Consider the following 25812-nt stretch of genomic DNA (forward strand, 5'->3'; position numbering starts at 1 on the left):
TCTGGGCAGGGTGCACAAGCTTATTAACGGTCCTGTAACAAAAGCACAAAATGCATGTAAGCCGCATGCTGAAACTGTTTGATATCGATTCCCGTTTTCTCAATAAACTTATCAATTCGGTATTGCAAGCTATTTCGATGCATATGTAGACTCTTCGCAGCAGATGAAAGATTCATGTGGTGATGAAGATAGCTTGAGATACTTTTCATCATATCTGTATCCTGCAAAATCTCATCTGTTAGTACTTGAGCTTGGATATAGGTGTTTTCTGATTCAGGAATAAATTGAATTAAATAATAAGGAATGGCCTCATGTTCTTTAAAGATATGCTGTTTATTGACATGCGGTAGGGCCGCACGAAAACAGGCTTGTTCCCAGGTGAATGTTGACCTTGCTTGTTCAATGGTTCTGGTTGAGCCAATTAAAAGAGTGAGATCAACATAAAAATCAGTGGCAATGGCTTGGATGAAATGGGAGAATTCACTCGTTTCATCATCCACTCGATCAATCACAACGCCGTTTAAAGCATCCATCCAGATCATTGTATGTAATCCTGGTAGTTGGTTTTGCCAAGCTTCATGAAAGTCTGTATACGTATCAATACTTTCTGAGAGCGAGAAGTGTACAAAGCGAACCGATTCGTGTGTCGGCGCAGAAACAGGATGGGTTGGATCTTGAAAAAGCCATTCCTTCCATTGCTTTTCCGATACGGTCTCGGGCACCGGGTATGGTTTCCAAACAGGCAAGAGCAGCAGAAGCAACTGCTGCTCTCTTTGAGACAAATGCTCTTTATAGAAACCAATTGGCTTTGATTGTTCATCCTGTAGCCAGAGAACATCTAACCGATGGTAATCAGATGGGTTTGTTGTCATAGCTGATCCGAATTGTCTTTTTAACGATTCTGTGATCATACACAAGCGCTCCTTACTACTGTAGAATAGTTCCAGTATATCGCTTGCTCAACACTTCGGTAAAGAATTAATCCTGTACGGACGGGGGATCTTCTTTTTCAAGCTCTCGTGCTTGTTCAATTCGTCCAGCGTGATGACCAGCAACACGGCCTCCGCCGAGTCCTTCATTGATCATGCGATCGACATCCATAAAGTAATGCTCTTTTCCTTGATCAGACTCTTTTCTATGCTTAGATTCCTTCATTTTGGCATCTCCTTTCTTATGAATTGGTTCGTAGTATGCCTTCAACAAATTGGTGCTATTCCGTGCAGTTTGAACAACTGTTTTGCTCGGGGAAGAAAATCGATTATACTAGGTAGGTCAAAGTTTTTTTAGCAAGTGAAGGAGTGTACACAGTGGAACCATGGATGTTTATTAGTTTTATGGTGATTGTTGGAGCGGCATTAGGTGGAATCACCAATGCACTCGCGATACGGATGTTATTTAAACCACACCAGGCATATTACGTAGGGAAGTGGAAGGTTCCATTTACTCCTGGTCTGATTCCAAAACGACATAAAGAAATTGCTGTTCAATTAGGGGAAATGGTTGGAACCTACCTCCTTACAGCAGAAGGCCTTGAGAAGCAAATCAAACAGTCTGCCTTTAAACAGGGAGTGTCTGATTGGCTGGAAGCAGAAGTAACAAAAGCGATAAACAGCGAGCAATCGTTAGAAGCATATGTTGAACAAACCATTGGAGTTCAGAACCTAGAAGAGGTTTTATATAATCGAACAGATCGCATCATTGAAACAGGGATTAGCCGCTTCTTAGCTAATAATGAAGAGAAAATGATTGTTGAATTAATGCCCGAGGCGCTTGTTGATCGGGTGGAAGGCTATCTGCCGGAGCTTTCTCAAGCGGTGTTATCTAAGGCAAAAGATTATTTTGAAAGTGCAGAAGGAAAAGAAAAGCTAAGTGGAATGATTGAAGAGTTCCTAGATCATAAGGGTCGATTAGGTAGCATGATTTCGATGTTTATGGGGAATGAGAGACTCGTTGATAAGGTGCAGCCTGAGATTTTACGATTTTTACAAAACGAGCGAACAACCCAATTATTAAGTGAGTTGCTTGAAAAAGAATGGGGCAAATTGAAAGCACGTCCTCTGGGTGAGCTTCATGCATTTATTAATGAAGAAAAAGTCAGCCACTTTTTAAGTCAGCTTGTAAAAGATAAAACGCCAGTCCTTCGTTCCATAACTGCACCGTTAAATACTTGGATGCCAGGTTATGAGGATCGAATCACACAGACATGGATCCCTAACGTAACGGATGCGTTCATCGGTATTGCGAGCAAGCAGATTGGTCACTTCTTAAAAGCATTCCAAATTGAACAGGTGATTAGCAATCAAGTTCTTGCTTTTTCAACGAAATATCTAGAGGAACTTGTAATGTCTGTTGCTAGTAAGGAACTAAAATTAATTACGTATTTAGGCGCCCTAATTGGTGGTGTAGTAGGATTGTTCCAGGGATTATTTGTTCTACTTATCAATTCCTTATAAGTTTTTTTCAATGGATCGCATGTCTTTCCGTGAATTCTTACTCTGAACATGTTATAGTCGGGTAGACAATTAAGAGGGGGAATTAACCGTGGCACAACTTCAAGACAAAGCGCAAGAACTAAAGCAAGCACTAGCAGAGAGTGAAGAGTTCAAATCACTTCAATCCCTGCACAATCAAATCAACGAAGATGAGATTGCTAAAAAAATGTTGGACAACTTCCGTCAACTGCAGCTTGAGCTTCAACAGAAGCAAATGCAAGGTATTCAAATTTCGGAAGAAGAAGCACAACAAGCACAACAGCAGTTTGAACTTGTTCAACAGCACGAACTGATCTCTAAATTAATGGAAGCCGAGCAACAGCTTAGCGTAATCATTGGAGACATTAACAAAGTCATCACTGAGCCATTAGAAGAAATTTACGGTACACCAGAACAATAAGTTAGAAAAGATCCCTCCCGAGAAATCGGAGGGATTTTTTGTGCTTTCTAGACATTCGAGTTCTGATGGAGGACGGGACTACATATGCTAAATCAGATACGACGAGCCTCCTAAGAGACACCAATGGAGAATACAACTAGAGGGGAAGAAGGCATGTATGACGTATACTTTTTTAGCAGTAAACATTGATGGTGCTCTACTCAAATCAAACTCAAAACTAAGTAAATCCACCAGGCAGTCCATGGATTACTTAACGAAAAAAGGAGTAGACATCGCCTTAGTCACGTCTAGACCTTATCTATCTGCACAAAAAATTGCAAAGAGCTTAAAAATTGATGGCTATTTAATTGCACATGATGGAGCGTACGTGAGTGAGACGAAAAAGAAAAAGCTCATGTCTAAAGAAATCCCAGAAGCAAGTGTAATGAATATGATGGAAGCCCTTGAGCGCTTTCGCTGCCGAACTCATTTAATGTATGAGACACATGCGGTGACGAGCAAGGAAAAGCAAAAAAATCAGCTCATTGCAAAGATGACACTTGGTGCAACCGATCAATTATACTATCCGTTAACGTACGTCGATTCGTTATATAATTATGTAATGGATGAGGGGCAAGGTCCTCTAACAATGCAAATTCAATTTGAATCCTCAATCCAGCGAAAACAAGCACTCGACTTACTAACTGAACAAAACGCGGACGTTCGAGTGAAGCGCCTTGGTAAAGACCGCTTGTCCATTGTTTCTTCTGATGTGTCAAAGGCAAAAGCTCTTCAATGGCTTTGTCATCGCAAAGGTGTAAGCAACGACGAGTTAATTACAATTGGTGCCTTTGAAGAAGACATCGAAATGATGCAAATGGCAGGGCTCGGTGTGGCAATGGGAAATGCACCAAAACCACTAAAGGATAAAGCAAATTGGATCACGCGCTCTGTTGATGAGGACGGGGTTTCGTATATGATCCATGAAGTATTCAGAAAGCAGCTGCGTATCAATTTAGATCGACACAGTCTCAAATAGGAGGCTGTGTTTTTTTTCCGAGTATGTTCGAATGCACCAATTGGGCATGGGTGAATAGACTAAGAAAAAAGGAGGCGATTGCCATGGATCAGCAAGCTACTTATCAGCAGCAGATGAAGGAAATGTGTGAGCAACATATAAATCAAGCCGTGAGCATGCAAGCAAATGGAATGAATTATGAAGGTGTCGTAGAAATGGTTGATGACAACCACGTCTACATGATGATGCCAGTAGATGAACAAGGACAATTTATGAGCATGTATGAAGTAATGGCAGGAATGCAGCAAGAGCAACAGCCGCAACAACAGCAACAAATGATGAACGGTCAAGAACGGTATGGATATCCATATCAGCCGTACTATCCAGGATATTATCCATACTATCCACGCCCACGCCCATACGGCTGGAGACGCTTAGTATTCCCGCTTGCGGCATTAACGGCATTGGCTATTTTATAGAGAGAAAGGGGAAACCAGCCGGAGTGGGCTGGTTTTTTTGTGCGGTGCGGTGGGGATTGACGGAGAGTGTGGCGGAGTATCGACGGGGAGCAGGGTGGAATCGACGAAGAGAGGGCGGAATCGACGAAGAGAAGATGGAATCGACGAAGAGAAGGTGGAATCGACGAAGAGAGGATTGAATCGACGGAGAGAGAAGAGAAACAACGGAGAAAGGATGGATCCTAAAAGAGAGAAAGCCCATTAATTTTTATTACTCAATGTAAAGGGCAAAGGGATATGATACACATGTCCTCTGTTTTTACCAGTAGTATGCAGGTTAAGTTGATTAAGATGATACTTTGTAGCAGAAGGACTTTTTATGTTAAGAAAGAACCTTGCTTGCTCATTTGTAATCGTGGGGCCAAAGAGAAGGGCATAGTCCTGGAGGGTGGCAATATGTGCAGAGCTTGATTGATATGCACAATGTGCGCAGGTCCATTTACGGTAGCGAGGTTCGCGCGTCATAACGAGTTTGCTGCATTTGGGACAGTGAACGCCGGTCCGGATGGAAGGAGGGGCAACGTTATATTTTTGCAGAAGATTAAGCTGAGGTGGTTGATGAGATTGTTTGAGTACATTACCAATTTGGTTCATTTGATTAGTGGTCAAACATTCTTTCCTTGTACTTTGTACATACTGTCTGAGCTTAGAAGGCAAAGCCTCTGCATGAATCACTTTCTGAGAAGAGGTATTCAGAATGGTTTGAGGTGAGCTGTACACAACAAAGTAACTGATGGGGAGGGTCGGCCAGCCTTGCCTAATGAGAAATTGTTCTAGTTCGATCTTTTGACGCGAGGCCTGCAGGAGCGGATTGGGTATTCGCTCTTCCACTTGATGAAGAGTTCGCAACACTTGATGATTTTCATCGTTAAAAGTAATTCTTCCCTGATAATTTTTTACTTCTAATATGACTAATCCACACCTGGAAAGTAAAAGTGTATCAAGTTGAAAGTAAGTATAAGAGTCTGTAGATAACCTGAGATCATGCAGAATCAGAAAATCATCAAGCTGATTTAAATAATAATCAAGTGAGCGTTCTCCGCTATAACCACTTTTCCACTTTTTAAGGTCAGCCTCAACCATCTCATTTGAATTAACCACCCTTCGCACTAGGGCTTCAAGCCCCAATAACTGTAGGGGGATTCCTCGGGTTTTAATATTCATTTATCCAGTCATTCCTCCTTTCAACAAATTCTTCTGCAGAAACACCAGAGTTTCCTCCTAAACCACGCATGGTTCATGTAAATGTTGTGGTACAATTCGTAAAAAGTCATCGAAACTCGCGATCGGTGGGGGAATGGGTTAAAATAGGTAGATATAGCTATTATATGATTAAATGATATAAGGTTTGTTGAAAAAGGAGGACATACACATGGAACAATATTTAGTTTATCTTGTAGAAGATGAAGAAAACTTATCAGCTGTACTTCGAGCTTATTTAGAGAAAGAAAATTGGAACGTAAAGGTATTTGATAATGGAAATGATGCGCTTGAGGCGATTGAGGACAAGCCTCATTTGTGGATTTTAGATATTATGCTGCCTGGAACAGATGGGTATCAGCTACTTAAGGCCATTAAAGAAAAAGAAGATCGTCCGGTTATCTTCATTTCTGCTCGTGATCAGGATCTTGATCGTGTATTAGGACTTGAAATGGGTAGTGATGATTATCTATCTAAGCCATTCCTTCCACAGGAGTTAATTATCCGTGCGAAAAAGATTTTGAATCGCATCTATGGCACATCTACACAGGAACAGAAAAAGATTGAGCTTAATCAATATTTAATTGATCCGATTGGCCGTACGGTTACAGATACATTAGCGACTGGTGAAGAACTCGTAGATTTAACAACAAAAGAAATGGACTTAATTCTTCTTTTAACAGGGGATATTGGTAAAGCATTCTCTCGTGAGAAGATTATTGAGTTTGTTTGGGGCGAAAATTATTTCGGTTCTGAACGTGCGGTTGATGATGTTGTTCGCCGAGTTCGCAAAAAAATGAATCGAATTCATCTTGAAACACTTTATGGATATGGGTACAGGATCCTATCCTCATGATAAAGGTTAATCTGACACAGCGGATATGGCTTGCTTTCATATCGCTTATTCTGCTGGTTGGACTATCTATTGCGATTGTTTATCCGTTATCGATAAAAGGAACGTTAACGGAAGAAACCTATCGAATGATTGAGCAAATTCAGGCTCAAAACATTAATAGTCCTACGGATTTTAATCCTCCAGCGAATCAATATGAATTTATTGATGCACAGAATCAGTCAAGAGCTGTAAGTCATTTTGTTTATCCTGAGTCCATTAGTCAGCAATATGGCTCGCCACCACCAAATGAATTATACGTAGAAATGGTGACAAATGCTGTGAATCAAGAGCCGCAGCGAGGCAGGTACGAAATTCAATTTGGTGATGCTACCATTTTTTACGTGATTAGCCAGGTAAAGAACCCGGAAACAAATGAATCTGGTTATTTGATTTCCTATATGTTTGACGAATACCGTAATTCGATGGTGGATCGTTTGTGGGAACGTCTACTCTATTTGCTGATGCTTACGAGTGTGTTAGCCCTTTTACCAGCGATTTGGCTAAAGTACTATTTACAGCAGCCTTTAACGATTCTTGGAAATCACCTTGATCAAATTGCAAACAGGGACTGGCAGGAGCCTCTGCAATTGGAGGGCGATGAAGACTTTGAACGCTTGTCAACTCAGTTTGAACGAATGCGGTCAAACTTAAATAGCTACGACCGGGCACAGAAAACGTTCATCCAGCATACATCGCATGAATTAAAGACACCCATTATGGTGATCAAAAGCTATGCGCAATCTGTTAAGGATGGAATTATGCCTAAGGAAAGTCTTGAACAGACGATGGAAGTCATTACGGAAGAAGCAAATCGGATGGAGCGACGAGTCATTGAAATGCTCTACTTTACAAAGCTTGAGCAAATGAAACAGAACCAGCTCAACCGAAGCACCTTTGCGTTTGGTGGTCTCGCTTACCAGATTGAGGAGCGCTTCCGGTATCAGCGTGAGGATGTAACCATTCATGTTGTGTCTCCAGAGGTCGAAATTAATGGAGATTTAGATCAGCTTGAAGTCCTCCTTGAAAACTTAGTTGAAAATGCTTTACGTTATGCAGATAACAACATTTGGATTTCGGCAGAACCATATACAACAGGTGTGACCATTAGTGTCGAGAACGATGGTGAGCCGATCGATGACAATGAGATTAAAGAGTTGTTTAAGCCATTTTATAAAGGAAACAAAGGGAAGTTTGGTCTTGGTTTAGCGATTGTGAAGCAAATTGCAGAACTTCATCACGGATCACCTCGGGTCGAGAACACAGACAAGGGCGTACGCTTTGTGATCACCATCCCAAATGAGACCTATGAAGAGTTAGTAGATACGGCATCAAAGCCTAAAAAAAGAGATCGTAAAAAAGAGAAAAAGTCAGATCAATAAGAAGACCAGGGCATTGATGCTTTGGTCTTTTCTTGTATTTTTGGTGTAATGAGTAGTAGTTGGTATGGTATACTGACGTTGATGACAAGTTAAAGAGGTGACGGAATGAGCAAAGGAATACGAAATTATCAGGTCGGAGAAAAGGTTGAAAGTTATTTTCTAATTAAGTCTTCTACAAAAAGCATTGCAAGTAACAGCAAGCCTTTTTTGACGTTAATTCTGAGTGATAAGACCGGTGATATTGAAACAAAGCTCTGGGGTGCCTCGCCTGATGATGAAGCAGCCTACGCGAGTAAAGCTTTAATCTATGTGCAAGGAGATTTAATCGATTATCGTGGACGTAATCAGTTGAAGCTATCAAGCATTCGCCCAGTTTCAGCTCTTGATAATGTGAAAATTAGTGATTTTGTACGCTCCGCTCCTATTTCATCTGAGGAGATGCATGAAGAAATTACACAATTTATCTTTGAAATGAAAAATCCTAATATACAGCGTATTACAAGACATCTAGTTAAGAAGTACCAGCAAGAGTTCTTAGAATCACCGGCGGCTACCCGTAATCACCATGAATTTGTCTCGGGTCTCGCTTATCATGTGGTGTCTATGCTAAGACTAGCAAAAAATCTATCAGAGCTTTATCCGAGCTTAGATACAGATCTACTGTATGCGGGTGTTATTTTGCACGACTTAGGTAAGGTTCGCGAACTTTCCGGCCCGATTGATACAAGCTATACCTTAGAAGGTAAATTGCTTGGTCATATTTCTATCATTTCAAATGAGATTGATGCGGCGGCCAGAGAGCTTAAGATTGAAGGGGAAGAAGTAACTGTGCTTCAGCACCTGGTCTTAAGTCACCATGGTAAGGGCGAGTGGGGGAGTCCTAAGGTTCCAATCATTCGTGAGGCAGAAGTCTTACATCTGATTGATAATGTAGATGCGAAGATTAATATGATGGACCGGGCGCTTGATCGAGTGATGCCTGGAGCCTTCTCTGAACGTGTGATGCCACTTGAAAATCGTAGCTTTTACAAACCGAGCTTTCAAGCACCTCCACTAGACGAAAATAGCTAGTTCTATTCAATATCTCCCTCTCATAGAATCTAGTAAGTAGACAAGCGGGGGGAGAATTCGAATGAGTGAACAGTTAAAACAAAAACTAGCCATCGCTTTTTTAGTTGTTTTAATAATCGTATTTATCGCGACTCAAACAAATGTGTTGTCCGTTCTTGCACAAGAACCTTGGTGGGTATACGCTGTTATGCTTGGTGTTGTAATTAGTGGGTACTTTAGCCTTAAATATCTTCTTGAAGATAAACGACAAGAGCAAGCATGGATTGAGCAAGAGGGTCACGTGTACATGGAACGTTTAGAAGAAGCAAGACAAAAGAAAGAAAGTAAATCATAATGAAAAAAGGATGCCATCGCGGCATCCTTTTTTTCGTTATTAACCTTGTGCTTCTTCTTCCTCTTCTTCAACAGGCTCCTCATCTGTTTGCTCAAAAGGAACTAAAAGATCTTCATAACGCGAATCCTCAATTTTAATATCCGATTCTTTTACAAGATCTGAGAAGACTTCAGATGGTGATTTTGACTTTTGTTGAATTAACGTTTCTTCAATATCGTCCGCATAATCCTCATACGAATCACGGCGCTCCAACACTTGAATGATATGGTAACCAAATTCAGATTGTACAGGCTCACTGATTTCATCAATATCTAAAGAGAAGGCTACTTCGTCAAATTCAGGAACCATTTGACCTTCACCGAAAAATCCAAGGTCTCCACCATTTGCTGCAGATCCAGGGTCTGTTGAATTCTCTTCAGCCAGCTCAGCAAAGTCAGCACCATCGTCGAGTTGAGCTTTAAGATCATTTGCCTCATCCTCATCTTCTACTAAGATGTGACGCGCGTGAACTTGTGTAGGATAGCTCTCTGCTTGATCCTCGTACAATTGTTGCTTTTCTTCTTCAGTTACTTCTACACCTTCAGCCGTAAGCTTTTCAACAACAAGCTGAGGCTTAATGAACTCGTTAACGAGATCTTCTTTTGATTCAAGATTGACTTGGCCTTGGAGTTGAGCCGTAATCGCATTTAATAAATCTTCATCAGATTCTACGCCAAAGTTTTCTTTAAACTCATCGATCTCTTGGTCAATTTCCTCATCCGTTACACCAATGTCGTCTGCTTTATCATTTAATAGCTTTAGTTGAATTAGAGAAAGTAAATTTTGTTCGCCAGCTGTCTCTTTTAGTGATTCAACGAACTCTGCCTCAGTGATATCTGTACCATTCACCGTAACTACGGCATCTTCTGGGGCAGCTTCATTATTACAAGCTGAAAAAACCGCAATACTTGCTAATCCTGCAATCGCTACAATTGTTTTTTTCATTACGTACACTCCTCAAAGTTGTAATCTCATCACTATGGCTAACTTGTCCAACTTTATCAGCCATCAACACAACCCTTACTATACCATATTGAGGATATGAATAGAAAGTCATTCCAAAAAAACGATATTGGGCAAAAAAGGCTTTAGCCCAGTACCAATTATGTAGTAGTGCATAGTATACATTAACAAAGCGCATGAAGGTCATTTACTTCATGATGCTTTCTAAAGAATAAAGGAGGCGTTCATTATGTCTGGTTACAATAATGGTTTTGCGTTAATCGTGGTGCTATTTATTCTTTTAGTGATCATTGGAGCTTCATGGGTATACTAAGTTAGAAATCTAGAAAAGGTGAGGGGTTGCCCCCTCACCTTTTTAAGTGAAAAACAGTTTTACATACGTAGATGTCAAAAGAATCGTTAGACATATATTTGTTACGCGAAACACTTTCGCCTGTTTTTCGGTCGGAACTTCTCTTCTTGCACAGAACGCATCTGCCATCGTGTTAATGATGTAAAGAATAAAGACCGCAAACATAATAAGAGGGAAGAGCATAAGACTGCCTCCTGTTAACCTTGTATTATCTAAACTTTATCAAAAAAATAAAGAAAAAGATAGAAAAACGATCAAACTTCTCTAGTTTTCTATTACCCAATGCATTTGGACAAACCTTTACACGGAGTCCAAACTACCCGTATCATAAAAGGGGAAGGGTGGTTGAAGTGATGATTAGGAATAAATGGAAAGTAGCGTTTATCGTTTTAGCTGTAGTGGTTCTTCTTGCTATTATTGCATTGTTTGTTACGTTAAGAACCATTTTACCTGAGGCCGAAAACGTGCCTTATACTGAAAATGTGCTAACAAATGAGGAAGGTCTCGTGGAAATTCATTCGACGAAAGCACAACTAAATGAGTTCATATTAGAAGCAACAAGTGATCAAGACGAAACACCTTACACAGTTGAACTCTTATCAGACACCGTTGAATTCCAGTCAACATTTCGTTTTTTAGGACAATCAATCCCGATTACCATTAACTTTGATCCTGAGGTAGCAGAGAATGGTGATTTACTTCTTCAGGCAGAGTCGCTTTCATTTGGGTTCCTATCCATTCCAACAGAACAAGCCATGCAGCTGGTAAAAAATCACACAGAGTTACCTGAGTGGATTGTCGTGCATCCATCTGAGTCGTTCATTGAAGTTCAGCTAACAAATGCACGATTGGATGATCTGTATTCATTTAGAGTCATTGACTTTGATTTAGCTCGTGATGAAATTCAAGTAGAAATGTTTATAAACAGGGATTAGATAGAGGGGCTAGAAACAATCGAATCGTTTGTTTCTAGCCTATAGTTTGTTACGAAGATTTTGATATGTCCTCTTGATCATTATCTGATAATGATTTGATACAAAGATGCCCATCTTCTTCATTTAGGCAATCCTCAAACTTGAGGAGGGAACTCTCAAATCGATCAACAAAGTCACTTCCGTACACATGACGCACAATACTAAGAAGCTCAGAGAATTCAGGGAACTTCCCGTACAGCTCTTTAATGGGTAATGCGCCACCGTATACACTGTACGTATGTTCATCGTAGCTCCGAAAGGTTTCAAGCAATAATTCTTTTCCTTCATCCGTCAAATAAATATACGTATTTCTTTTATCATTTTCTTTTTTTGAAAAGGCGAGAAGACCACGAGCTTCAAGCTTTTTTGAAAAGTTAAAAGCAGTGGAGACGTGCATAACGCCGAAATTAGCTATGTCTGTAATGGAAGCCCCATCTAACTGATAAGAAATCCAAAGAATGTGGTGTTCGTTCAAGTTCAAGTTAAAAGGCTTAATCCATGCCTGCCAGTCCTTTTCAACTGACTTCCAAAGGGCTTTACTTAGTTGGGCTAGGCGATGACTAAACATAACTGATTGCTTTAAAGAGTGCGGCGTTTGGTGTTCCATGTAATCTCCTCCATCCATAATCCGTCACAATACTTCCCTGCGTATATCTCTCTATCATTATTTTTGAATACTTTTATTATGACAAGAAATGGGTAAGAAATAAAGTACTAATTTTCGGAATATACAAAAATCCTACCTAATCCTTTTTGACAAGCTTCTGTAATTCTTCTACGTTTTTCTGAACGTCTTCAACTTCCGACTTAATTCGTTCAATAGAAGGGGCTGTTTCTTCTTGCCATTGATCGATTGAATGCTTGATTTCACTACCAGCCGTTTTCAAGATGTCACCACTGATCTTGAAGGTTTCAACAGCCTGTTCTTTAATCTCGATGCCTTCTCTTGACAATTGTTTTGCGGATTGACGCAACGAATTCACTGAACTTTGACAGCTGTTTCTAAGCTCTTTACCCGAAGTAGGGGCTGTAAGTAAAACAGCCACTCCAGAAACAAGAGTTCCTGCGAGTAATCCAAATCCAATTGATTTCATGTTCATAATGGAACGCTCCTTTAAATGTAGTCTGATAATCAAGCCCTTGCATATACATCTTCAAAGGGGTGTTACGTATGATTGAAGGGATCATCATGTTGTTTATTGCCTTGGCCATCGTAGGACTTTACTGCATCCTGCAAGCGGAGCATGTAAGAAAACACCGCCCATTGCTTCTAACTTACAGTGTGGCGGTTGTTTTCTTTCTTGCTTGTGCCGTGGCCCTTATGCTCCGTTAATGTTTGCTTTTAAACTCGTTCATTAGATCTCGCAGAGCAATACAAGCTTCTATTGGAACGGCATTATAGATGGATGCTCTGCATCCTCCAATGGAGCGGTGTCCATTTAACCCGACAAATCCTCGTTCTTTTGCTAGAGATAAGAAGGACTGGCTAAGCTCTTCAGTCGGCAGGGTAAATGTTACGTTCATGGATGAGCGAGAAGATGGGTGGGCATGTCCTTTGTAGAAACCATCGCTTGAATCGATCGTGTCGTAAAGGATCTTTGCTTTTTCTTCATTCACCTGTTCAAGCTTTTCTAAACCTCCAATTGATTCAGCCCACTCTAGCACCTTGCCGAGTAAGTAAATACCAAAAGTCGGTGGAGTGTTATATAAAGAGTCATTATCTGCATACGTACGATAACGAAGCATTGTTGGAACATGATCAACTTTTGCTTGTTGAATGAGTTCTTTTCTGGCGATGACCACAGTAACTCCAGAAGGACCTAAATTCTTTTGAGCTCCGGCATAAATCACTCCAAATTGATTAATATCAATTTTTTTAGAGAGAATATCGCTGGACATATCTGCTACAAGCGGAGCATGTGAGATGTTCGGAAATTCCTTCCACTGAGTTCCGTAAATGGTGTTGTTTGATGTGATATGTACGTAAGCATCGTTCTCTGTAAACGCCGCATCACTTAAATTAGGGATTGTTGAGTACGTTGATTCTTTTGTGGAAGCAAGTACGTTGGTCTCTCCGATCAGTTTTGCTTCTTTCAGAGCTTTTTCAGACCAAGAGCCAGTGAGAACATATTGCCCCACCTTGTTTTGTGGTAACAGATTATATGGAAGCATCGCAAATTGGAGGCTTGCCCCACCCTGAAGAAACAGAATATCGTATGTGTCTGGAATTGAAAGGAGCTTCTTCAATAATAGCTTTGCTTGTTGATGAACGGCATCGTAATCCTTGCTACGGTGACTAAGCTCCATCACAGACATACCTGTGTTGTTGAAATTTAACAATTCACCCTCTGCGGCGCCAAGAGCAGCTTTTGGTAATGCTGCAGGGCCTGCATTAAAATTATAAACTGGACTCATCGTACGTACTCTCCCCTTTACCACTTTAGTGCGTGTCATTGTAACTCTATCCTACCATAGAAATGAGTTCTCGTTTCTTTTTTTTAGTTACCTAACAAAAATCCTTTAGTTTGATAACTTTTCTAATACGTTTACCCGCATTTCTTCCAACATTTCTTCGGAATACTCAGAACCGTGTTCTTCCCATTTCGCTCCAAATCCGTCTGTAACATCATATCTTGGGATCAAATGAACATGATAGTGAAATACTGTTTGACCTGCAGCTTGCCCATTGTTATTCACCAAATTTAATCCAGCAGGGGAAAACGCTTCTTTTAAGGCATAAGCAACCTTCTGTACGGATTGATAAACATTCGTTAACTCTGATTCGGGTAAGTCAAACAAATTCTCATGATGGTGTTTAGGGATCACAAGAGCATGTCCTTTTGTCACTTGACTAATATCAAAAAAAGCATATGTGTGCTCATCCTCATAGATTTTTTTAGAAGGAATATCTCCAGCTACAATGCTACAAAATATACATGATGACATGTCGGTTCATCCTTTCCGGTTTGTTAATTCGATTATTCAATTAGCTTACTCTCTAACTAGAGGATTTTCAATTAGAATTCGTTAGATTGTAAAAAGTGAGACAGTGAGCATATGATATACTTTTAACTGGATGGTTAGTTGAATGGAGTGGACATATGAAACGATTATTTTTAACTGGTTTAATGATGATTTGCGTATTGGTGGGTTGCCAGGCACAGCCTGAGCAGGTACAAGAAGAAGTGCACGAAGAAACAGCTTCTGCTGCGAATCTACCTAGTTTCTTGGAATACTATCCTGATAATATTGGAAATCTCTATAAAGGTATCCCTGACTTTCGAGAAGTATTAGAGCAACTCCCAAGCTATGGTGTGAACGGTGAGCCTAGTGATCTTGATCATTTGTATCAAGCTTTTGTTTATGAACACAAAGAGGACGGTAGTGTGACATGGAACGACCATGGAGCCAGATGTAACGCATGTATCGATTCCGCTGCCTATAGTATAGAAGCGTGGCAAAATGGAAGCTCCGTCGAGGAGATTCGTGAGATGGTTGTGAATCAATATGGCGAGGGAACCGATCCGGAGTCGGATGAGGAATAATATGACTTAGAGACTGTCTATGGGCAGTCTTTTTATCTTTTAAAAGATTACATGCGTTTGCTGGTTTTTCGTTAGGCAATTTTGGTAAGATAGATACACAAAGGAGTGTTCGCTATGGCAGAGCTTTTGAAAATCACTGGATTAACCGGTGGATATCACCCTAAAAAACCCGTACTACATGATGTCAATCTTTCTGTTAATAAACAGGAGATCGTTGGACTGATCGGCTTAAACGGTGCCGGTAAAAGTACAACGATTAAACACATATTAGGATTACTACAACCACAAAAAGGTGAAATTACAATAGATGGAGTCAGCTTTAAGCAAGATGCTGATCAATATAGAAAATCGTATGCTTACATACCAGAAACACCTGTTTTGTATGATGAATTAACGCTTTGGGAGCACCTTGAATTAACAAAGGTTGCATATGGACTTGATTCAAAGGATTTTGAGGAACGTGCAGAAAAGCTATTAAAAGAATTTAAGATGACTAAAATGAAAAAGTGGTATCCTAGTCATTTTTCTAAAGGGATGCGTCAGAAAGTCATGATCATGAGTGCCTTTTTAATTGAGCCACCCGTGTACATTGTAGATGAGCCAATTGTGGGTCTTGATCCATTAGGGATTCAATCGTTCCTAAACTTTATTTCTGACATGAAAAAAAGAGGCTCTGCCATTCTAATGTCTACACATATATTAGCTACGGCTGAGCGATATTGTGATCGGTTTATCATTTTACATCACGGACGCAAAGTATTAGAAGGAACGCTTTCGGAGATGCAGCAGCATATCGGAAAACCCAATGCGACGCTTGATGACATTTATATTGAAATGACCAAGGAAGAAGTCCTATGAATGCACAAAGCTTATGGCAAGAACGAGTGCAAACATACTGGAGGGAAGCTGGTCGTTATTTAAAATTAATAGGAAACAGCGGGTTCCTATTTACTGTTTACTTTCTATTTATTGTTGGTAGCTACTATTATCAACAAATTTTAGAGCAGCTTCCAGCAGAGTTTCCAACTGTAGAGTTATTTACGGTTGTATTCTTACTCATCCTGACGAGAAGTAGAGTACGAACCTTTGTTAAACAGGCAGACGTGGTTTTCTTATTACCATTTGAAGCAAAAATGGGCGACTATTTTCGTTCGGCCATCCGTTATTCTTTCTTTATGCAGGTAGGTATCATCTTCATTGTTCTATTGCTTTTAGGGCCATTATTTGTTCTTCGAATTGGAACAGGCATTGTTTTTTGGTCAACTCTAGTTGTACTTGTAGCGGCTAAGCTATGGAACATTCTTGCTAGCTGGGAAGAACAGCGATTGCAAAGCAAACAAGAAAGAATTTCACACATGCTCTTGCGTGGATTAATTAATGTGGTATTACTCTACTTGCTCTTTTCGCAGGCAGGAGTCACATTTGTCGGTATCCTCTTAGTGCTCATGCTAGGACTTTACATTTTCTATTGGAGAAAAATCGGTCAGGCATATTCAATTAAGTGGAATCATTTAATTGAAGTAGAGGAGAGCATGGTCATGTTCTTCTACCGCATTGCAAACGCGTTTACGGATGTACCGAAGCTTCGTAATCAAGTAAGGGAGCGTAGGTATTTAAGCTGGCTTATTCCGTTATTAGCTGGGAAAACTCAGTCTGTTTATTCGTTTTTAATGGCCAGGTCCTTTGTACGAGCTAATGATTACTTAGGTATTTATGTAAGACTCGTAGCAGTTGGAGCCTTTGTGTTAACAATCCTACCTAGTGGATGGATTCAAGTTCCTGTGTTTCTTGTGTTTATGCATATGGTTATGATGCAGCTTTCAACGATCTGGTACCACTACGATATGAATATGTGGGTTGATATTTACCCAATTGAGCCTAATGGAAGGCAAAAAGCGTTAACACACTTAAGCTTGAAGTTGTTATCGGTCATGGCTGTTGTTTTAACCATTGTACTTCTATTAACTGGAGATCCAATTGTAGCAGTGGTTGCTTTAGCGGTAGGACTTCTTTTTGCATATATCGGAAGTGCTTCGTTGATTCATCGCCGCAAAAAACAAGCTTTTTAGGAGGGGACTCTTATCGTATCTGTATATGAACAAGAGGCTAAGGAAGAGATGATCCGTTGGAAGCGAAAGCTAGGCAAAAGTCAATCAATGACTGGCCGTTTCGCAAAAAAGTGGCAGAAGAAAGCGAATGCTTTTATTCCGGAAAAGGTTCATTCTGTAGTCACAATGAGCGTTAAGCATATGGTGCAGGCGGCGCTCACTGGGTCAGAGTATGTTTCTAAAAGAGAATTAGATCTAACTACTACGTTTGAAGAACGAGAAGAAAAAGTTCTGGAGCTTTTTCGAACGTATAAGAACACCGCTGTTGCAGAAGGGATTGGAACAGGAGCTGGTGGTATTATGCTCGGCTTGGCTGATTTTCCTCTACTTCTTAGCATTAAAATGAAGTTTTTGTTTGATAATGCGATCACCTACGGCTATGATTGTAAGACGTTTAAAGAGAGACTTTTTATACTCACCATCTTTCAGTTAGCTTTTTCCGAAGGAGACGAGCGAGCTATGCTTTTGGAGAGGGTGGAGAACTGGGAAACGTATGCCGAAGACTTACCAGAAGATCCAAACGACCCGCTTGCGATGGATTGGAAGTCATTTCAGTTAAGTTATCGAGATTTTATTGACTTACCCAAAATGCTACAGCTTGTCCCGGGCTTTGGAGCCATTGTAGGTGCTGCAGCCAATTCTCACTTTCTTGAGATTCTCAAGACCACCGCAATGAATAGCTATCGTATGCGACTGCTTAACGAACCAAATGGATAAGCAAATAAATAAGCGAGTGATCCGCATAAGTGGATCACTCGCTTTTTTGGTGTTAAATAGAAAAAGGGACAAAGCGTGCAAAATACGCGGATAAGATTCGGAAATAGCCAGTAAAAAGCATGATCCCTAAGATAATCATTAACACACCACTTATTCGTTGAATCGTTGGTAACCAGCGGTTCATTACTTTTAGTTTTGAAAGAGACTTGGACCAAAAAAAGGCGACGATCAAAAACGGAACACCAAGTCCTGCAGAATAGATAAACAATAATAAGATTCCAAGCCCCATGGTTTCGCTACTTCCGGCAATGATTAAAATTGATCCAAGGACTAAGCCGATACAGGGCATCCACCCAGCACCAAATAAAAAACCAATCATTAATGAATTAGAGAAGCTCGCTGATTTCCGAGGTTTTATCGGTAGTTTTTTCTCTGTTAAAAGCGATCGTAAAGAGATAATGCCAGCCATCTGTAAACCAAACAAAACGATAAAGATTCCGCCAAGCTGCTCAATAAGTGTACGATTTGTTGAAAATAGCTGTCCTAGAAAAGACGATGATGCCCCCATTAGAACAAAGATAATCGTAAAGCCCAGGATGAATCCAACGCTTCTAGTTAAAATTAAATGTCTCTCAGCCTGTACTTGGCCATTTGATATGGAAGCTCCTGTTAACTGAGCTAGGTAAGCAGGTACCAATGGAAAAATACATGGAGACAAAAAAGAAATCATGCCAGCGAAAAACGCTAACCATATCGAGACCTCCATATGTTTCACTCCTTCTCTTCCTTGCCATTCTATCATTCTATGTAGGATACATTCCCCTTAGTATAACGAAATTCCTTGCAGATAACTATGACAAAATGAAGGCGGATACAGATAGAGGCGGATGAGAAGATCATCCTTCAGGCGGAGATAAAACCGTGCTCTAGCTCGGCGTAATGAAATCATTATTCTCCTACAATAAAGATAACAAAAAGAAAGGAGAGATTGCATGGGTAACCGTAAGAATTCAGGACTAGGCATTGTACTGATGACAATAGGAGTGATCATTCTACTTGGTTTAATAGGTGTGCATCTAGGTGGACTTGTTCCCTTAGCCTTAGGTCTAGCACTTATGTATTGGGGATTAAAAACGTATCAGCGAGTAGGAGGTTTATCCGCAGGCAGTATCGCTCTATTCATTATTGGTGGATTGTTCGCCTTAAGTGGAGTCGGTGCGCTGATCCCATTCTTCATTGCTAGCTTACTTGTGTATGTTGGTTATCGTTATATCAAATCAGATAACGATACAGACGATGACACAAGCTACTCAACTTACCAAATGAACGAAGTGAAAAGTAAGAAATCACTGGATGAAGAATTCAATAGCTTAATGAATAAACAATCATAAGGGAGGAATTAACATGAGTATTTTCACTCGAGTTGAACGACTAGTAAAGGCATCAATCCATGAAGGGTTAGAACGTATGGAAGAACCATTGGCTTTGCTTAAACAAGAAATTCGTGATACTAAACAATCCATTGCAAAGAAAAAAGAACAGGTAACGAAGCAGGAAAACATGTTCCAAACATTTGAACGTGCGATTGAAACGGCTGGAAAGTTAGCTGATAAAAGACAGCAACAAGCTGAGATTGCGATTGAAAAACAGGAGGAGGATTTTGCAAAGAGAGCGTTGATTGATAAGCGTCAGGCACTAAACGAACAACAAAAATTCCAAGCGTTGATAGAGCAGAATAAACAAAGTATTCTCGATTTAAAAGCTGAGATTCAAGAGCTTGAACATTCTCTGAAGGTTAAGGCGGAACAGAAACGCGAGCTTGAACAGCAAAAGGAAGCCGATAAGGCAGGAGCCGAACTTAAGAAAATGTTTGCTCAAACAAGTCATTTTGGTGCAAATGATTCAAAAGAATTGGATCAATGGAGCAAGGCAGCGCTTGAGATTGAAAACGACAATCTAAAAGCCGAGATTGAAGCAGAGCTAGCTCAGCTGAAAGCAGCTAAACAAGGGTAGAACACAGGCGTAAGAGCGGGGGAAACCTCGCTTTTGATCTTGTGGAAAATAAAGAAAACAGATATAGTGTCTAATAGATAAAGGCGGTGGCGGAATGAAAAAACTAATCGGTTTTGCTATGATTGTTCTTGGTTTGATATTGCTCGTTCTAACGACGTTTCCGCTATTCTTTTCGAACTTTGCAAATTCTCAAGTGGACAATGTAACGAAATCGCTTGATGGAATAAATACATTATCTTTAGAGAGTAAGGCGATTCATTGGACCATTGTTCCTGTTGAAGACGAAGAGCTTCGCATTGAATTAGCGAATGGTGAACAAGGAAAACCATTTAAAGTGGAGCAGGGCCGTAGCCAACTTAATGTTATAACGGAACATAAAAGATTTGGTTGGTTCCCTTCTTTTTCTAACTCATTTAAGAAAGGTGAAGCAACGGTATATCTTCCTAAGAGTTTCACACAGGGTCTGGATATTTCCACTGTTTCCGGCGATATTACATTTGATGGTGATATTACATTAGACGAGTTAAATGTTGAAATGGTCTCAGGTGAAGTCATGAATTCAGGGAATTTGCAAGCCGATGAAATCGATGTTGATTCCGTTTCAGGTCATGTTCATTTGGTGCAGGTAACTAGCTCTGATATCCATGCAGATACTGTTTCAGGAGATGTTTTGGTTCAGTATGATACAGAACAAGGAGACCTTTCTGTTGACACCGTTTCTGGTAAAGTTGAAGTAACGGTTCCTACTTGGGACGCAACATATGAGCTTGATACGTTGAGCGGTACAATTGTGGATCAGGGAACTCGAATAAAAGCAAGAGAGTTTAGCAGTTCATTAGGTAATGGAAACGCTGAGGTTGAAATTTCCACTCTATCTGGAGATATTACACTTAATTAAAAGTCAGTCAGCATAAAGGAGGGAAGATCTTGCGGAAAACCATTATAGGAAGTATTTTTGCAATTGTTGGTTTAATGATCTTGTTTAATATTCTTACTTTTTTTTCTAACTCCTTTATGGCGCCGTTGATCTTCCTCGCCTTAGGAGTATTTTTCGTTCGAGGTAAGAAACGAAAAATGGGCAAGTTGCTTATGATGATTGCATTAATTCTTTTTGTTAGCCAATTGCTGCATATTTCATTGGTTACCGTCGTCTTTGCACTTGTGTTTATCTATGTTGGTTTAAAGCTGGTGCGTTCTGATAAACAAGGTAAAAAAGAAAAGAAAGAAAAGAAAGAAAAGCGGAAAGTTGCACCCCCGGTTCCAGTTGATGATAATCAAAAATCGCGTAATCAAAATCTCGGTGATGAGCAAACATTTATTAAAAGAAGTCTGATTGGTGAAGTGCGCTTTACGTCAAATCCATTTGAGCTAACCGATATGCAGATCTGGAATGGAGTAGGTGATGTACGCATTGATTTAACAAATGCGATCATTCCTGAGGGAGAGACGCTCATCATTGTAGAAAATGTGATCGGCGACATTCAAATTTACATGCCGGAAGATCTTGAGTATACGATTCAATCTTATGTTTTAATTGGTGATAGTTCCATATTACAGTCGAAAAAAGGTGGATTTAATCAAACCACACTTTTACGTTCAACGGATTATCAAAGTGGTGTCCGAAAGGTGAAGTTTGTTCTCTCATGCGCAGTAGGGTCTGTGAAGGTGCGTGAGATATGAAGAAACAATTCTCAAGTTTTTTATGGCAGTTTGTTGGTCATGGTCTCGTGCATTCTTTGTTAGTAACCATTCTTGTAGTTTTACTTATCACGAATAACGAGAATCGTGGATTTCTTGTTATTTTTGATTACCAGCTACTCGGGATTCCTATTCTTGGTTGGCTCGCCCTTTTAATTATTGCTTCTGGATTTTTGAGTGGATTTCTTCAAGCTGACCCCCTAAAACGTAGGATGGAAACGGTTCTACATGGAGCTACATTATATGATCGTGGAACCTTTTCTCATCGAATTCGTATAGAAGGAGAGGACGAACTTACAGAACTCGTCACGAAAATGAATTCGATGGCTGAACATGTGGAAGAACAGGTGGCGTCCTTGCAACGTCTTTCCGCTCGGAATGCAACGATGCAGGACACGGTAAAGCGCGCTGCGATTACAGAGGAAAGACATCGTTTGGCAAGAGAGCTCCATGATGCAGTCAGTCAACAGCTTTTTGCAATTTCAATGATGACGGCAGCTGTGAAAGAAGGAGCGGAGTCAAACAAAGAAATGAATTTAACTCAGCTTCAAAGTGTAGAAAAAATGGCTAATTTGGCTCAGTCAGAAATGAGAAGCCTACTTTTACATTTAAGGCCAACTCAGTTAAAAGGAAGAAGGTTACAAGAAGGGCTTAATCAGCTTTTCCATGAGATGAAAGAAAAGCAAGGAATCCAAATCGTTCATGACATTGAACCAGATTTAGATATGCCTCAAGGGTTTGAAGATCAGCTTTTTCGAATGGTACAAGAAGCCTTTTCAAATATATTAAGACATGCTGAGGCCTCAAAAATCGAATGTAGATTAAAGGCTGGCAAAACCGAATGGAAGCTTTCTATTATTGATAATGGAAAGGGATTTGATCCATCACAAATCAATCAAGGGTCGTATGGACTTCAAACGATGAAGGAACGGATGAACGAAATTGGAGGCATCCTTCAAGTGAAATCTGCGATAGGTAAAGGCACTCAAATTGAGGCTAAAGTTCCATTCGCATGGAGGGAAGAAATCAATGATTAAGGTGCTATTAATTGATGATCATGAAATGGTGAGAATGGGTGTGAGTGCCTATCTTTCAACACAAAAAGACATTGAGGTGATTGGCGAAGCAAGCGATGGAGAAGCTGGTTCAAAACTAGCACTCGAACATGATGTTGATGTGATTCTAATGGATTTATTAATGGAAAAAATGAATGGAATTGAAGCAACTAAAAAGATTATGGCCAAAAAGCCAGAAAGTAAAATCATTGTTCTAACAAGCTTTATCGACGATGAGATGGTCATTCCGGTCATTGAAGCGGGTGCTTTTAGTTACCTATTGAAGACCACCTCTGCAGCTGATATCGCCAAAGCAATTCGTGCAGCAGCTAATGGAGAACCTGTTGTTGAATCAAAGGTCGCAACAAAGATGATGAATAAGATGAGATCTCATCAAGTGAAGCTTTTACATGAGGAATTAACGGCGAGAGAGCTCGACGTTCTTTTATTAATTGGTGATGGAAAAACAAATTCAGAGATTGCAGAGCACTTATATATTGGAATCAAGACGGTTAAAACGCATGTAAGTAATATTTTGCATAAGCTAGATCTTGACGATCGGACACAGCTTGCCATTTATGCACATCGTCACGGACTGGTAAAATAAATCATTACATGGAATAAGATCACATTGGGACATACTAATGGCATCTGCATCAGTGGGAGGGAAGAAAAGTGTTCAAGAGAATAGTAACCTATGTTGTACTGGCTATCTCTGCACTCTTAGCCGGTCTTCTTGTATATGCCTTTGTCATATTAGCAGGAAATTATGTTATTGATAACGAGAAGCTTGTGATGAATAATTCTAGCTCATTAGTTGATGAATCAGGCGAGTTGATCACTAGATTGTATGTAGAGAATCGTCAGCCTGTTTCTATTGATGAGATTCCAGATCATGTTCAAGAAGCATTTGTCGCCGTAGAGGATAATCGCTTTTATGAGCATTCTGGTATCGATTTTCGTGCGATTGGACGAGCCGTCTTCAGAAATATTGAGTCGGGCGGGAAGTCAGAAGGTGGAAGTACGATCACTCAACAATTAACAAAAAATGTATTCCTGACAAATGAAAAATCATGGCTTCGTAAAGTAAAGGAAGTCTTTATTTCTATAAATTTAGAACGACGTTACAGTAAAGATGAAATACTCGAAATGTATTTAAATCAAATCTATTTTGGACATGGTGCGTATGGTCTTCAAACAGCATCTAAGCTGTATTTTAATAAAGATGTGAGTGAGCTTACCATAGATGAAGGAGCTTTGCTCGCAGGACTACCCAAAGCACCAAATAGTTATTCGCCTATTAATGATCCAGATCGAAGCAAAGACCGTCGGGATCTTATCTTAACGTTAATGGAGAATCAAGGCTTTATTACAGCAGATGAGAGTGTGAGACTAAAAGGAAAAACGATCGCTCTAGACGTGCAAACGACTGTTGAAAACGAAGCATTGTATACGTATATCGATATGGTAATGGACGAAGCAGAAAACCGCTATCATTTATCTCAGGAAGAATTAATGACAGGTGGCTATCAAATTGTGGTGCCGATGAACAAATCGATGCAGCAGTCCACCTATGATAAACTACAAGACCCTATCTACTTTCCTGAAGAAAACGAAGATGCAGAGGCAACTGTAATGATGATGGATAGTGAGTCCGGTGGTGTGCTTGCTGTGCAAGGTGGAAGAGATTACGTCCGGCTAGGGTTAAATCGTGTAAATGTGATGCGGCAGCCCGGCTCAACTTTTAAACCGATTTCTGTATACACACCTGCGCTTGAATCCGGTGCATACAGCCCTTATTCGATGCTTCGTGATGAGAGACTTGCCTACAATGAGTTCATGCCAAAGAACTATAACGATCAATACAGTGGAGAAATGACGATGTATGATGCCTTGGTTCAATCAGCTAATGCTCCTGCTGTTTGGTTATTAAATGAAATTGGTGTAAACCGGTCTCTACAAAAGGTAGGCGAATTCGGATTTAAGATATCAGATAGAGGACTATCCATTGCCCTAGGTGGATTAAAAGAAGGTGTCACTCCATTTGAGCTTGTGAAGGCTTATCGAGCTTTTAACGAAGAGGGCCGTATTATTGAACCTTACTTTATAAAGGAATTATATGACCGAAGTGGCGAAAAAATAGGTGGCGCAAGCCCAGTCCAGACAGAGGTTATGTCAAAACAAAATGCCTGGAACATGACTCGGATGCTTCAATCGGTTGTCACTGATGGAACAGCTAGAGCAGGAACCGCACAAACGCCGATTGCTGGAAAAACAGGTACAACTACATTTCCAGGGGTACCAGGTGCGACGATGGATGCTTGGTTTGTTGGCTACACACCAACCGTAGTTGGTGCTGTATGGATGGGGTACGATTCTACAACAAAGACGCAGTACTTAAAAGAAGGAAGCTCCTACCCAACCGTGCTTTTTAAAAAGATCGTCAATGATTTGCCTGACGAGATGCGTAACGTTGCATTTGAGAAGCCGGATGATGTAGAGGATTTGGCACCGCCCATTCCACTACTCGCCATCGATGATTTAAAGGCTACGATGCGAGTAGGCGGAAAAGGGTTGCTTACCGTTGACTTGGAATGGACTCCATCTGATGATGAGCGCGTGCGCTACAACATTTATGAAGTGCACAAAGGTGAGAAAGAGCTTATTGCCTCCGATGTGCAAGGAGGTAGCTACGCTCACTCAAGATTAAATCCATTCTCTTCAAAAACATATGAGGTTGTACCATATGACGAAAACGCGGGTATCGAAGGAGATGCATCTAATATCGCTGAAGCTGATTTTGATATTGGCTTTTCATTTTAAACTGGGGAGTGCGCTCTCCAGTTTTTTTGTGGGGATTGGAGCTTCGGCCTCGCTCTACCCTATTTTCCTAAAGGAGTCGTCCTCTGGGGATAGCGCGTCATACTTTTTTACGGATGTAGAGAAAGGATTAATTATGAGCTTCGGCGGACGCTACCTGGATAGGGGCACGCTTTCCTAGGGAGGGCGTTGAACTAATCTGGCTGCGCCAGCTTATTTCAACCCTGCCCTTAAGTCCCTTA

33 protein-coding genes are annotated in these 25812 nt (G+C 40.4%); 23 read left to right on the forward strand and 10 right to left on the reverse strand.

Annotated elements, in window-relative coordinates:
- Window positions 1-23 precede the first annotated feature (23 nt).
- Together NSQ54_06495 and NSQ54_06500 are read right to left on the reverse strand one after the other, a co-directional pair.
- Window positions 24-911: a helix-turn-helix domain-containing protein gene (locus NSQ54_06495; GenBank protein ID WYP27733.1), complete on the reverse strand. Its 888-nt coding sequence runs from the start codon at window positions 909-911 to the stop codon at window positions 24-26.
- 67 nt (window positions 912-978) lie between these two features.
- Entirely contained in the window at window positions 979-1155 is a 177-nt protein-coding gene (locus NSQ54_06500; protein ID WYP27734.1) for a hypothetical protein, read from the reverse strand.
- 152 nt (window positions 1156-1307) lie between these two features.
- Here NSQ54_06500 and NSQ54_06505 point away from each other — a divergent pair, with 152 nt between their 5' ends.
- The 5 genes from NSQ54_06505 (at window position 1308) to NSQ54_06525 (ending at window position 4593) form a co-directional block, all read left to right on the forward strand.
- Window positions 1308-2453: a DUF445 family protein gene (locus NSQ54_06505; GenBank protein ID WYP27735.1), complete on the forward strand. Its 1146-nt coding sequence runs from the start codon at window positions 1308-1310 to the stop codon at window positions 2451-2453.
- Window positions 2454-2541: 88 nt separating this feature from the next.
- Entirely contained in the window at window positions 2542-2892 is a 351-nt protein-coding gene (locus tag NSQ54_06510) for a YlbF family regulator (GenBank protein WYP27736.1), read from the forward strand.
- A gap of 157 nt (window positions 2893-3049) precedes the next feature.
- The gene (locus NSQ54_06515; GenBank protein WYP27737.1) at window positions 3050-3910 is read left to right on the forward strand and encodes a Cof-type HAD-IIB family hydrolase; all 861 of its coding nucleotides are present in this window, start codon (window positions 3050-3052) and stop codon (window positions 3908-3910) included.
- An 83-nt stretch (window positions 3911-3993) separates the two neighbouring features.
- Window positions 3994-4368, forward strand: a complete 375-nt coding sequence (locus NSQ54_06520) for a hypothetical protein (GenBank protein ID WYP27738.1) — start codon at window positions 3994-3996, stop codon at window positions 4366-4368.
- 66 nt (window positions 4369-4434) lie between these two features.
- Window positions 4435-4593, forward strand: a complete 159-nt coding sequence (locus NSQ54_06525; protein WYP27739.1) for a hypothetical protein — start codon at window positions 4435-4437, stop codon at window positions 4591-4593.
- Window positions 4594-4608: 15 nt separating this feature from the next.
- Here NSQ54_06525 and NSQ54_06530 read toward each other — a convergent pair whose 3' ends face one another.
- Complete coding sequence (locus NSQ54_06530; protein ID WYP27740.1) at window positions 4609-5571, reverse strand: nuclease-related domain-containing protein; 963 nt, start codon at window positions 5569-5571, stop codon at window positions 4609-4611.
- Between the two features lie 208 nt (window positions 5572-5779).
- Here NSQ54_06530 and NSQ54_06535 point away from each other — a divergent pair, with 208 nt between their 5' ends.
- The 4 genes from NSQ54_06535 (at window position 5780) to NSQ54_06550 (ending at window position 9286) form a co-directional block, all read left to right on the forward strand.
- Window positions 5780-6463 (forward strand): response regulator transcription factor, encoded by a 684-nt coding sequence (locus tag NSQ54_06535; protein WYP27741.1) that lies wholly within the window; start codon window positions 5780-5782, stop codon window positions 6461-6463.
- Window positions 6460-7881, forward strand: coding sequence for an ATP-binding protein (locus NSQ54_06540; protein WYP27742.1), 1422 nt, complete (start codon window positions 6460-6462; stop codon window positions 7879-7881). Before NSQ54_06535 ends, NSQ54_06540 begins: the two co-directional genes overlap by 4 nt.
- Window positions 7882-7986: 105 nt before the next feature.
- Entirely contained in the window at window positions 7987-8952 is a 966-nt protein-coding gene (gene yhaM, locus NSQ54_06545; GenBank protein ID WYP27743.1) for a 3'-5' exoribonuclease YhaM, read from the forward strand.
- Between the two features lie 61 nt (window positions 8953-9013).
- A complete protein-coding gene (locus NSQ54_06550) occupies window positions 9014-9286 on the forward strand; it encodes a sporulation YhaL family protein (protein ID WYP27744.1) in 273 nt (90 codons plus the stop codon).
- A gap of 39 nt (window positions 9287-9325) precedes the next feature.
- On the opposite strand, the gene NSQ54_06555 is transcribed toward NSQ54_06550, so the two are convergent.
- Window positions 9326-10270, reverse strand: coding sequence for a peptidylprolyl isomerase (locus tag NSQ54_06555; protein ID WYP27745.1), 945 nt, complete (start codon window positions 10268-10270; stop codon window positions 9326-9328).
- Between the two features lie 247 nt (window positions 10271-10517).
- On the opposite strand from NSQ54_06555, the gene NSQ54_06560 reads away from it, so the two are divergent.
- Window positions 10518-10601, forward strand: coding sequence for a YjcZ family sporulation protein (locus tag NSQ54_06560; protein WYP28512.1), 84 nt, complete (start codon window positions 10518-10520; stop codon window positions 10599-10601).
- 42 nt (window positions 10602-10643) lie between these two features.
- On the opposite strand, the gene NSQ54_06565 is transcribed toward NSQ54_06560, so the two are convergent.
- Window positions 10644-10823 (reverse strand): hypothetical protein, encoded by a 180-nt coding sequence (locus NSQ54_06565; protein ID WYP27746.1) that lies wholly within the window; start codon window positions 10821-10823, stop codon window positions 10644-10646.
- Between the two features lie 170 nt (window positions 10824-10993).
- Here NSQ54_06565 and NSQ54_06570 point away from each other — a divergent pair, with 170 nt between their 5' ends.
- On the forward strand, window positions 10994-11575 hold the full coding sequence (locus NSQ54_06570) for a YpmS family protein (protein WYP27747.1): 582 nt from the start codon (window positions 10994-10996) through the stop codon (window positions 11573-11575).
- A 49-nt stretch (window positions 11576-11624) separates the two neighbouring features.
- Here NSQ54_06570 and NSQ54_06575 read toward each other — a convergent pair whose 3' ends face one another.
- Window positions 11625-12221, reverse strand: coding sequence for an HTH-type transcriptional regulator Hpr (locus tag NSQ54_06575; GenBank protein ID WYP27748.1), 597 nt, complete (start codon window positions 12219-12221; stop codon window positions 11625-11627).
- 136 nt (window positions 12222-12357) lie between these two features.
- Window positions 12358-12714 (reverse strand): YtxH domain-containing protein, encoded by a 357-nt coding sequence (locus tag NSQ54_06580; protein ID WYP27749.1) that lies wholly within the window; start codon window positions 12712-12714, stop codon window positions 12358-12360.
- Between the two features lie 71 nt (window positions 12715-12785).
- Here NSQ54_06580 and NSQ54_06585 point away from each other — a divergent pair, with 71 nt between their 5' ends.
- Window positions 12786-12947: a hypothetical protein gene (locus NSQ54_06585; protein ID WYP27750.1), complete on the forward strand. Its 162-nt coding sequence runs from the start codon at window positions 12786-12788 to the stop codon at window positions 12945-12947.
- Here NSQ54_06585 and serC read toward each other — a convergent pair.
- Both serC and NSQ54_06595 read right to left on the reverse strand, forming a co-directional pair.
- Window positions 12944-14029 (reverse strand): 3-phosphoserine/phosphohydroxythreonine transaminase, encoded by a 1086-nt coding sequence (serC, locus tag NSQ54_06590; protein WYP27751.1) that lies wholly within the window; start codon window positions 14027-14029, stop codon window positions 12944-12946. The two genes, NSQ54_06585 and serC, sit on opposite strands and share 4 nt — an antisense overlap.
- A 105-nt stretch (window positions 14030-14134) precedes the next feature.
- Entirely contained in the window at window positions 14135-14560 is a 426-nt protein-coding gene (locus tag NSQ54_06595; GenBank protein ID WYP27752.1) for an HIT family protein, read from the reverse strand.
- 155 nt (window positions 14561-14715) lie between these two features.
- On the opposite strand from NSQ54_06595, the gene NSQ54_06600 reads away from it, so the two are divergent.
- From NSQ54_06600 to NSQ54_06615, 4 genes are all read left to right on the forward strand, one after another.
- Window positions 14716-15159: a PCYCGC motif-containing (lipo)protein gene (locus tag NSQ54_06600; protein ID WYP27753.1), complete on the forward strand. Its 444-nt coding sequence runs from the start codon at window positions 14716-14718 to the stop codon at window positions 15157-15159.
- Window positions 15160-15273: 114 nt separating this feature from the next.
- Complete coding sequence (locus NSQ54_06605) at window positions 15274-16017, forward strand: ABC transporter ATP-binding protein (GenBank protein WYP27754.1); 744 nt, start codon at window positions 15274-15276, stop codon at window positions 16015-16017.
- The gene (locus tag NSQ54_06610; protein ID WYP27755.1) at window positions 16014-17228 is read left to right on the forward strand and encodes an ABC transporter permease; all 1215 of its coding nucleotides are present in this window, start codon (window positions 16014-16016) and stop codon (window positions 17226-17228) included. The genes NSQ54_06605 and NSQ54_06610 overlap by 4 nt, the downstream gene beginning before the upstream one ends.
- Before the next feature lie 48 nt (window positions 17229-17276).
- The gene (locus NSQ54_06615) at window positions 17277-17984 is read left to right on the forward strand and encodes an EcsC family protein (GenBank protein WYP27756.1); all 708 of its coding nucleotides are present in this window, start codon (window positions 17277-17279) and stop codon (window positions 17982-17984) included.
- 52 nt (window positions 17985-18036) lie between these two features.
- On the opposite strand, the gene NSQ54_06620 is transcribed toward NSQ54_06615, so the two are convergent.
- Window positions 18037-18750, reverse strand: coding sequence for a cytochrome c biogenesis CcdA family protein (locus tag NSQ54_06620; GenBank protein WYP27757.1), 714 nt, complete (start codon window positions 18748-18750; stop codon window positions 18037-18039).
- Between the two features lie 226 nt (window positions 18751-18976).
- On the opposite strand from NSQ54_06620, the gene NSQ54_06625 reads away from it, so the two are divergent.
- From NSQ54_06625 to NSQ54_06655, 7 genes are all read left to right on the forward strand, one after another.
- Window positions 18977-19375, forward strand: coding sequence for a hypothetical protein (locus NSQ54_06625; protein WYP27758.1), 399 nt, complete (start codon window positions 18977-18979; stop codon window positions 19373-19375).
- 13 nt (window positions 19376-19388) lie between these two features.
- Window positions 19389-19997: a PspA/IM30 family protein gene (locus tag NSQ54_06630; GenBank protein WYP27759.1), complete on the forward strand. Its 609-nt coding sequence runs from the start codon at window positions 19389-19391 to the stop codon at window positions 19995-19997.
- 94 nt (window positions 19998-20091) lie between these two features.
- Complete coding sequence (locus NSQ54_06635; GenBank protein ID WYP27760.1) at window positions 20092-20895, forward strand: DUF4097 family beta strand repeat-containing protein; 804 nt, start codon at window positions 20092-20094, stop codon at window positions 20893-20895.
- A gap of 29 nt (window positions 20896-20924) precedes the next feature.
- On the forward strand, window positions 20925-21677 hold the full coding sequence (gene liaF, locus NSQ54_06640; protein ID WYP27761.1) for a cell wall-active antibiotics response protein LiaF: 753 nt from the start codon (window positions 20925-20927) through the stop codon (window positions 21675-21677).
- A complete protein-coding gene (locus tag NSQ54_06645) occupies window positions 21674-22732 on the forward strand; it encodes a sensor histidine kinase (GenBank protein ID WYP27762.1) in 1059 nt (352 codons plus the stop codon). The genes liaF and NSQ54_06645 overlap by 4 nt, the downstream gene beginning before the upstream one ends.
- Window positions 22725-23357, forward strand: a complete 633-nt coding sequence (locus tag NSQ54_06650) for a response regulator transcription factor (GenBank protein WYP27763.1) — start codon at window positions 22725-22727, stop codon at window positions 23355-23357. The genes NSQ54_06645 and NSQ54_06650 overlap by 8 nt, the downstream gene beginning before the upstream one ends.
- A gap of 68 nt (window positions 23358-23425) precedes the next feature.
- Complete coding sequence (locus tag NSQ54_06655; protein WYP27764.1) at window positions 23426-25573, forward strand: PBP1A family penicillin-binding protein; 2148 nt, start codon at window positions 23426-23428, stop codon at window positions 25571-25573.
- Window positions 25574-25812: the final 239 nt, after the last annotated feature.

Source organism: Alkalihalobacillus sp. FSL W8-0930, from assembly GCA_037965595.1.
Classification (GTDB): Bacteria; Bacillota; Bacilli; order Bacillales; family Bacillaceae_D; genus Alkalicoccobacillus.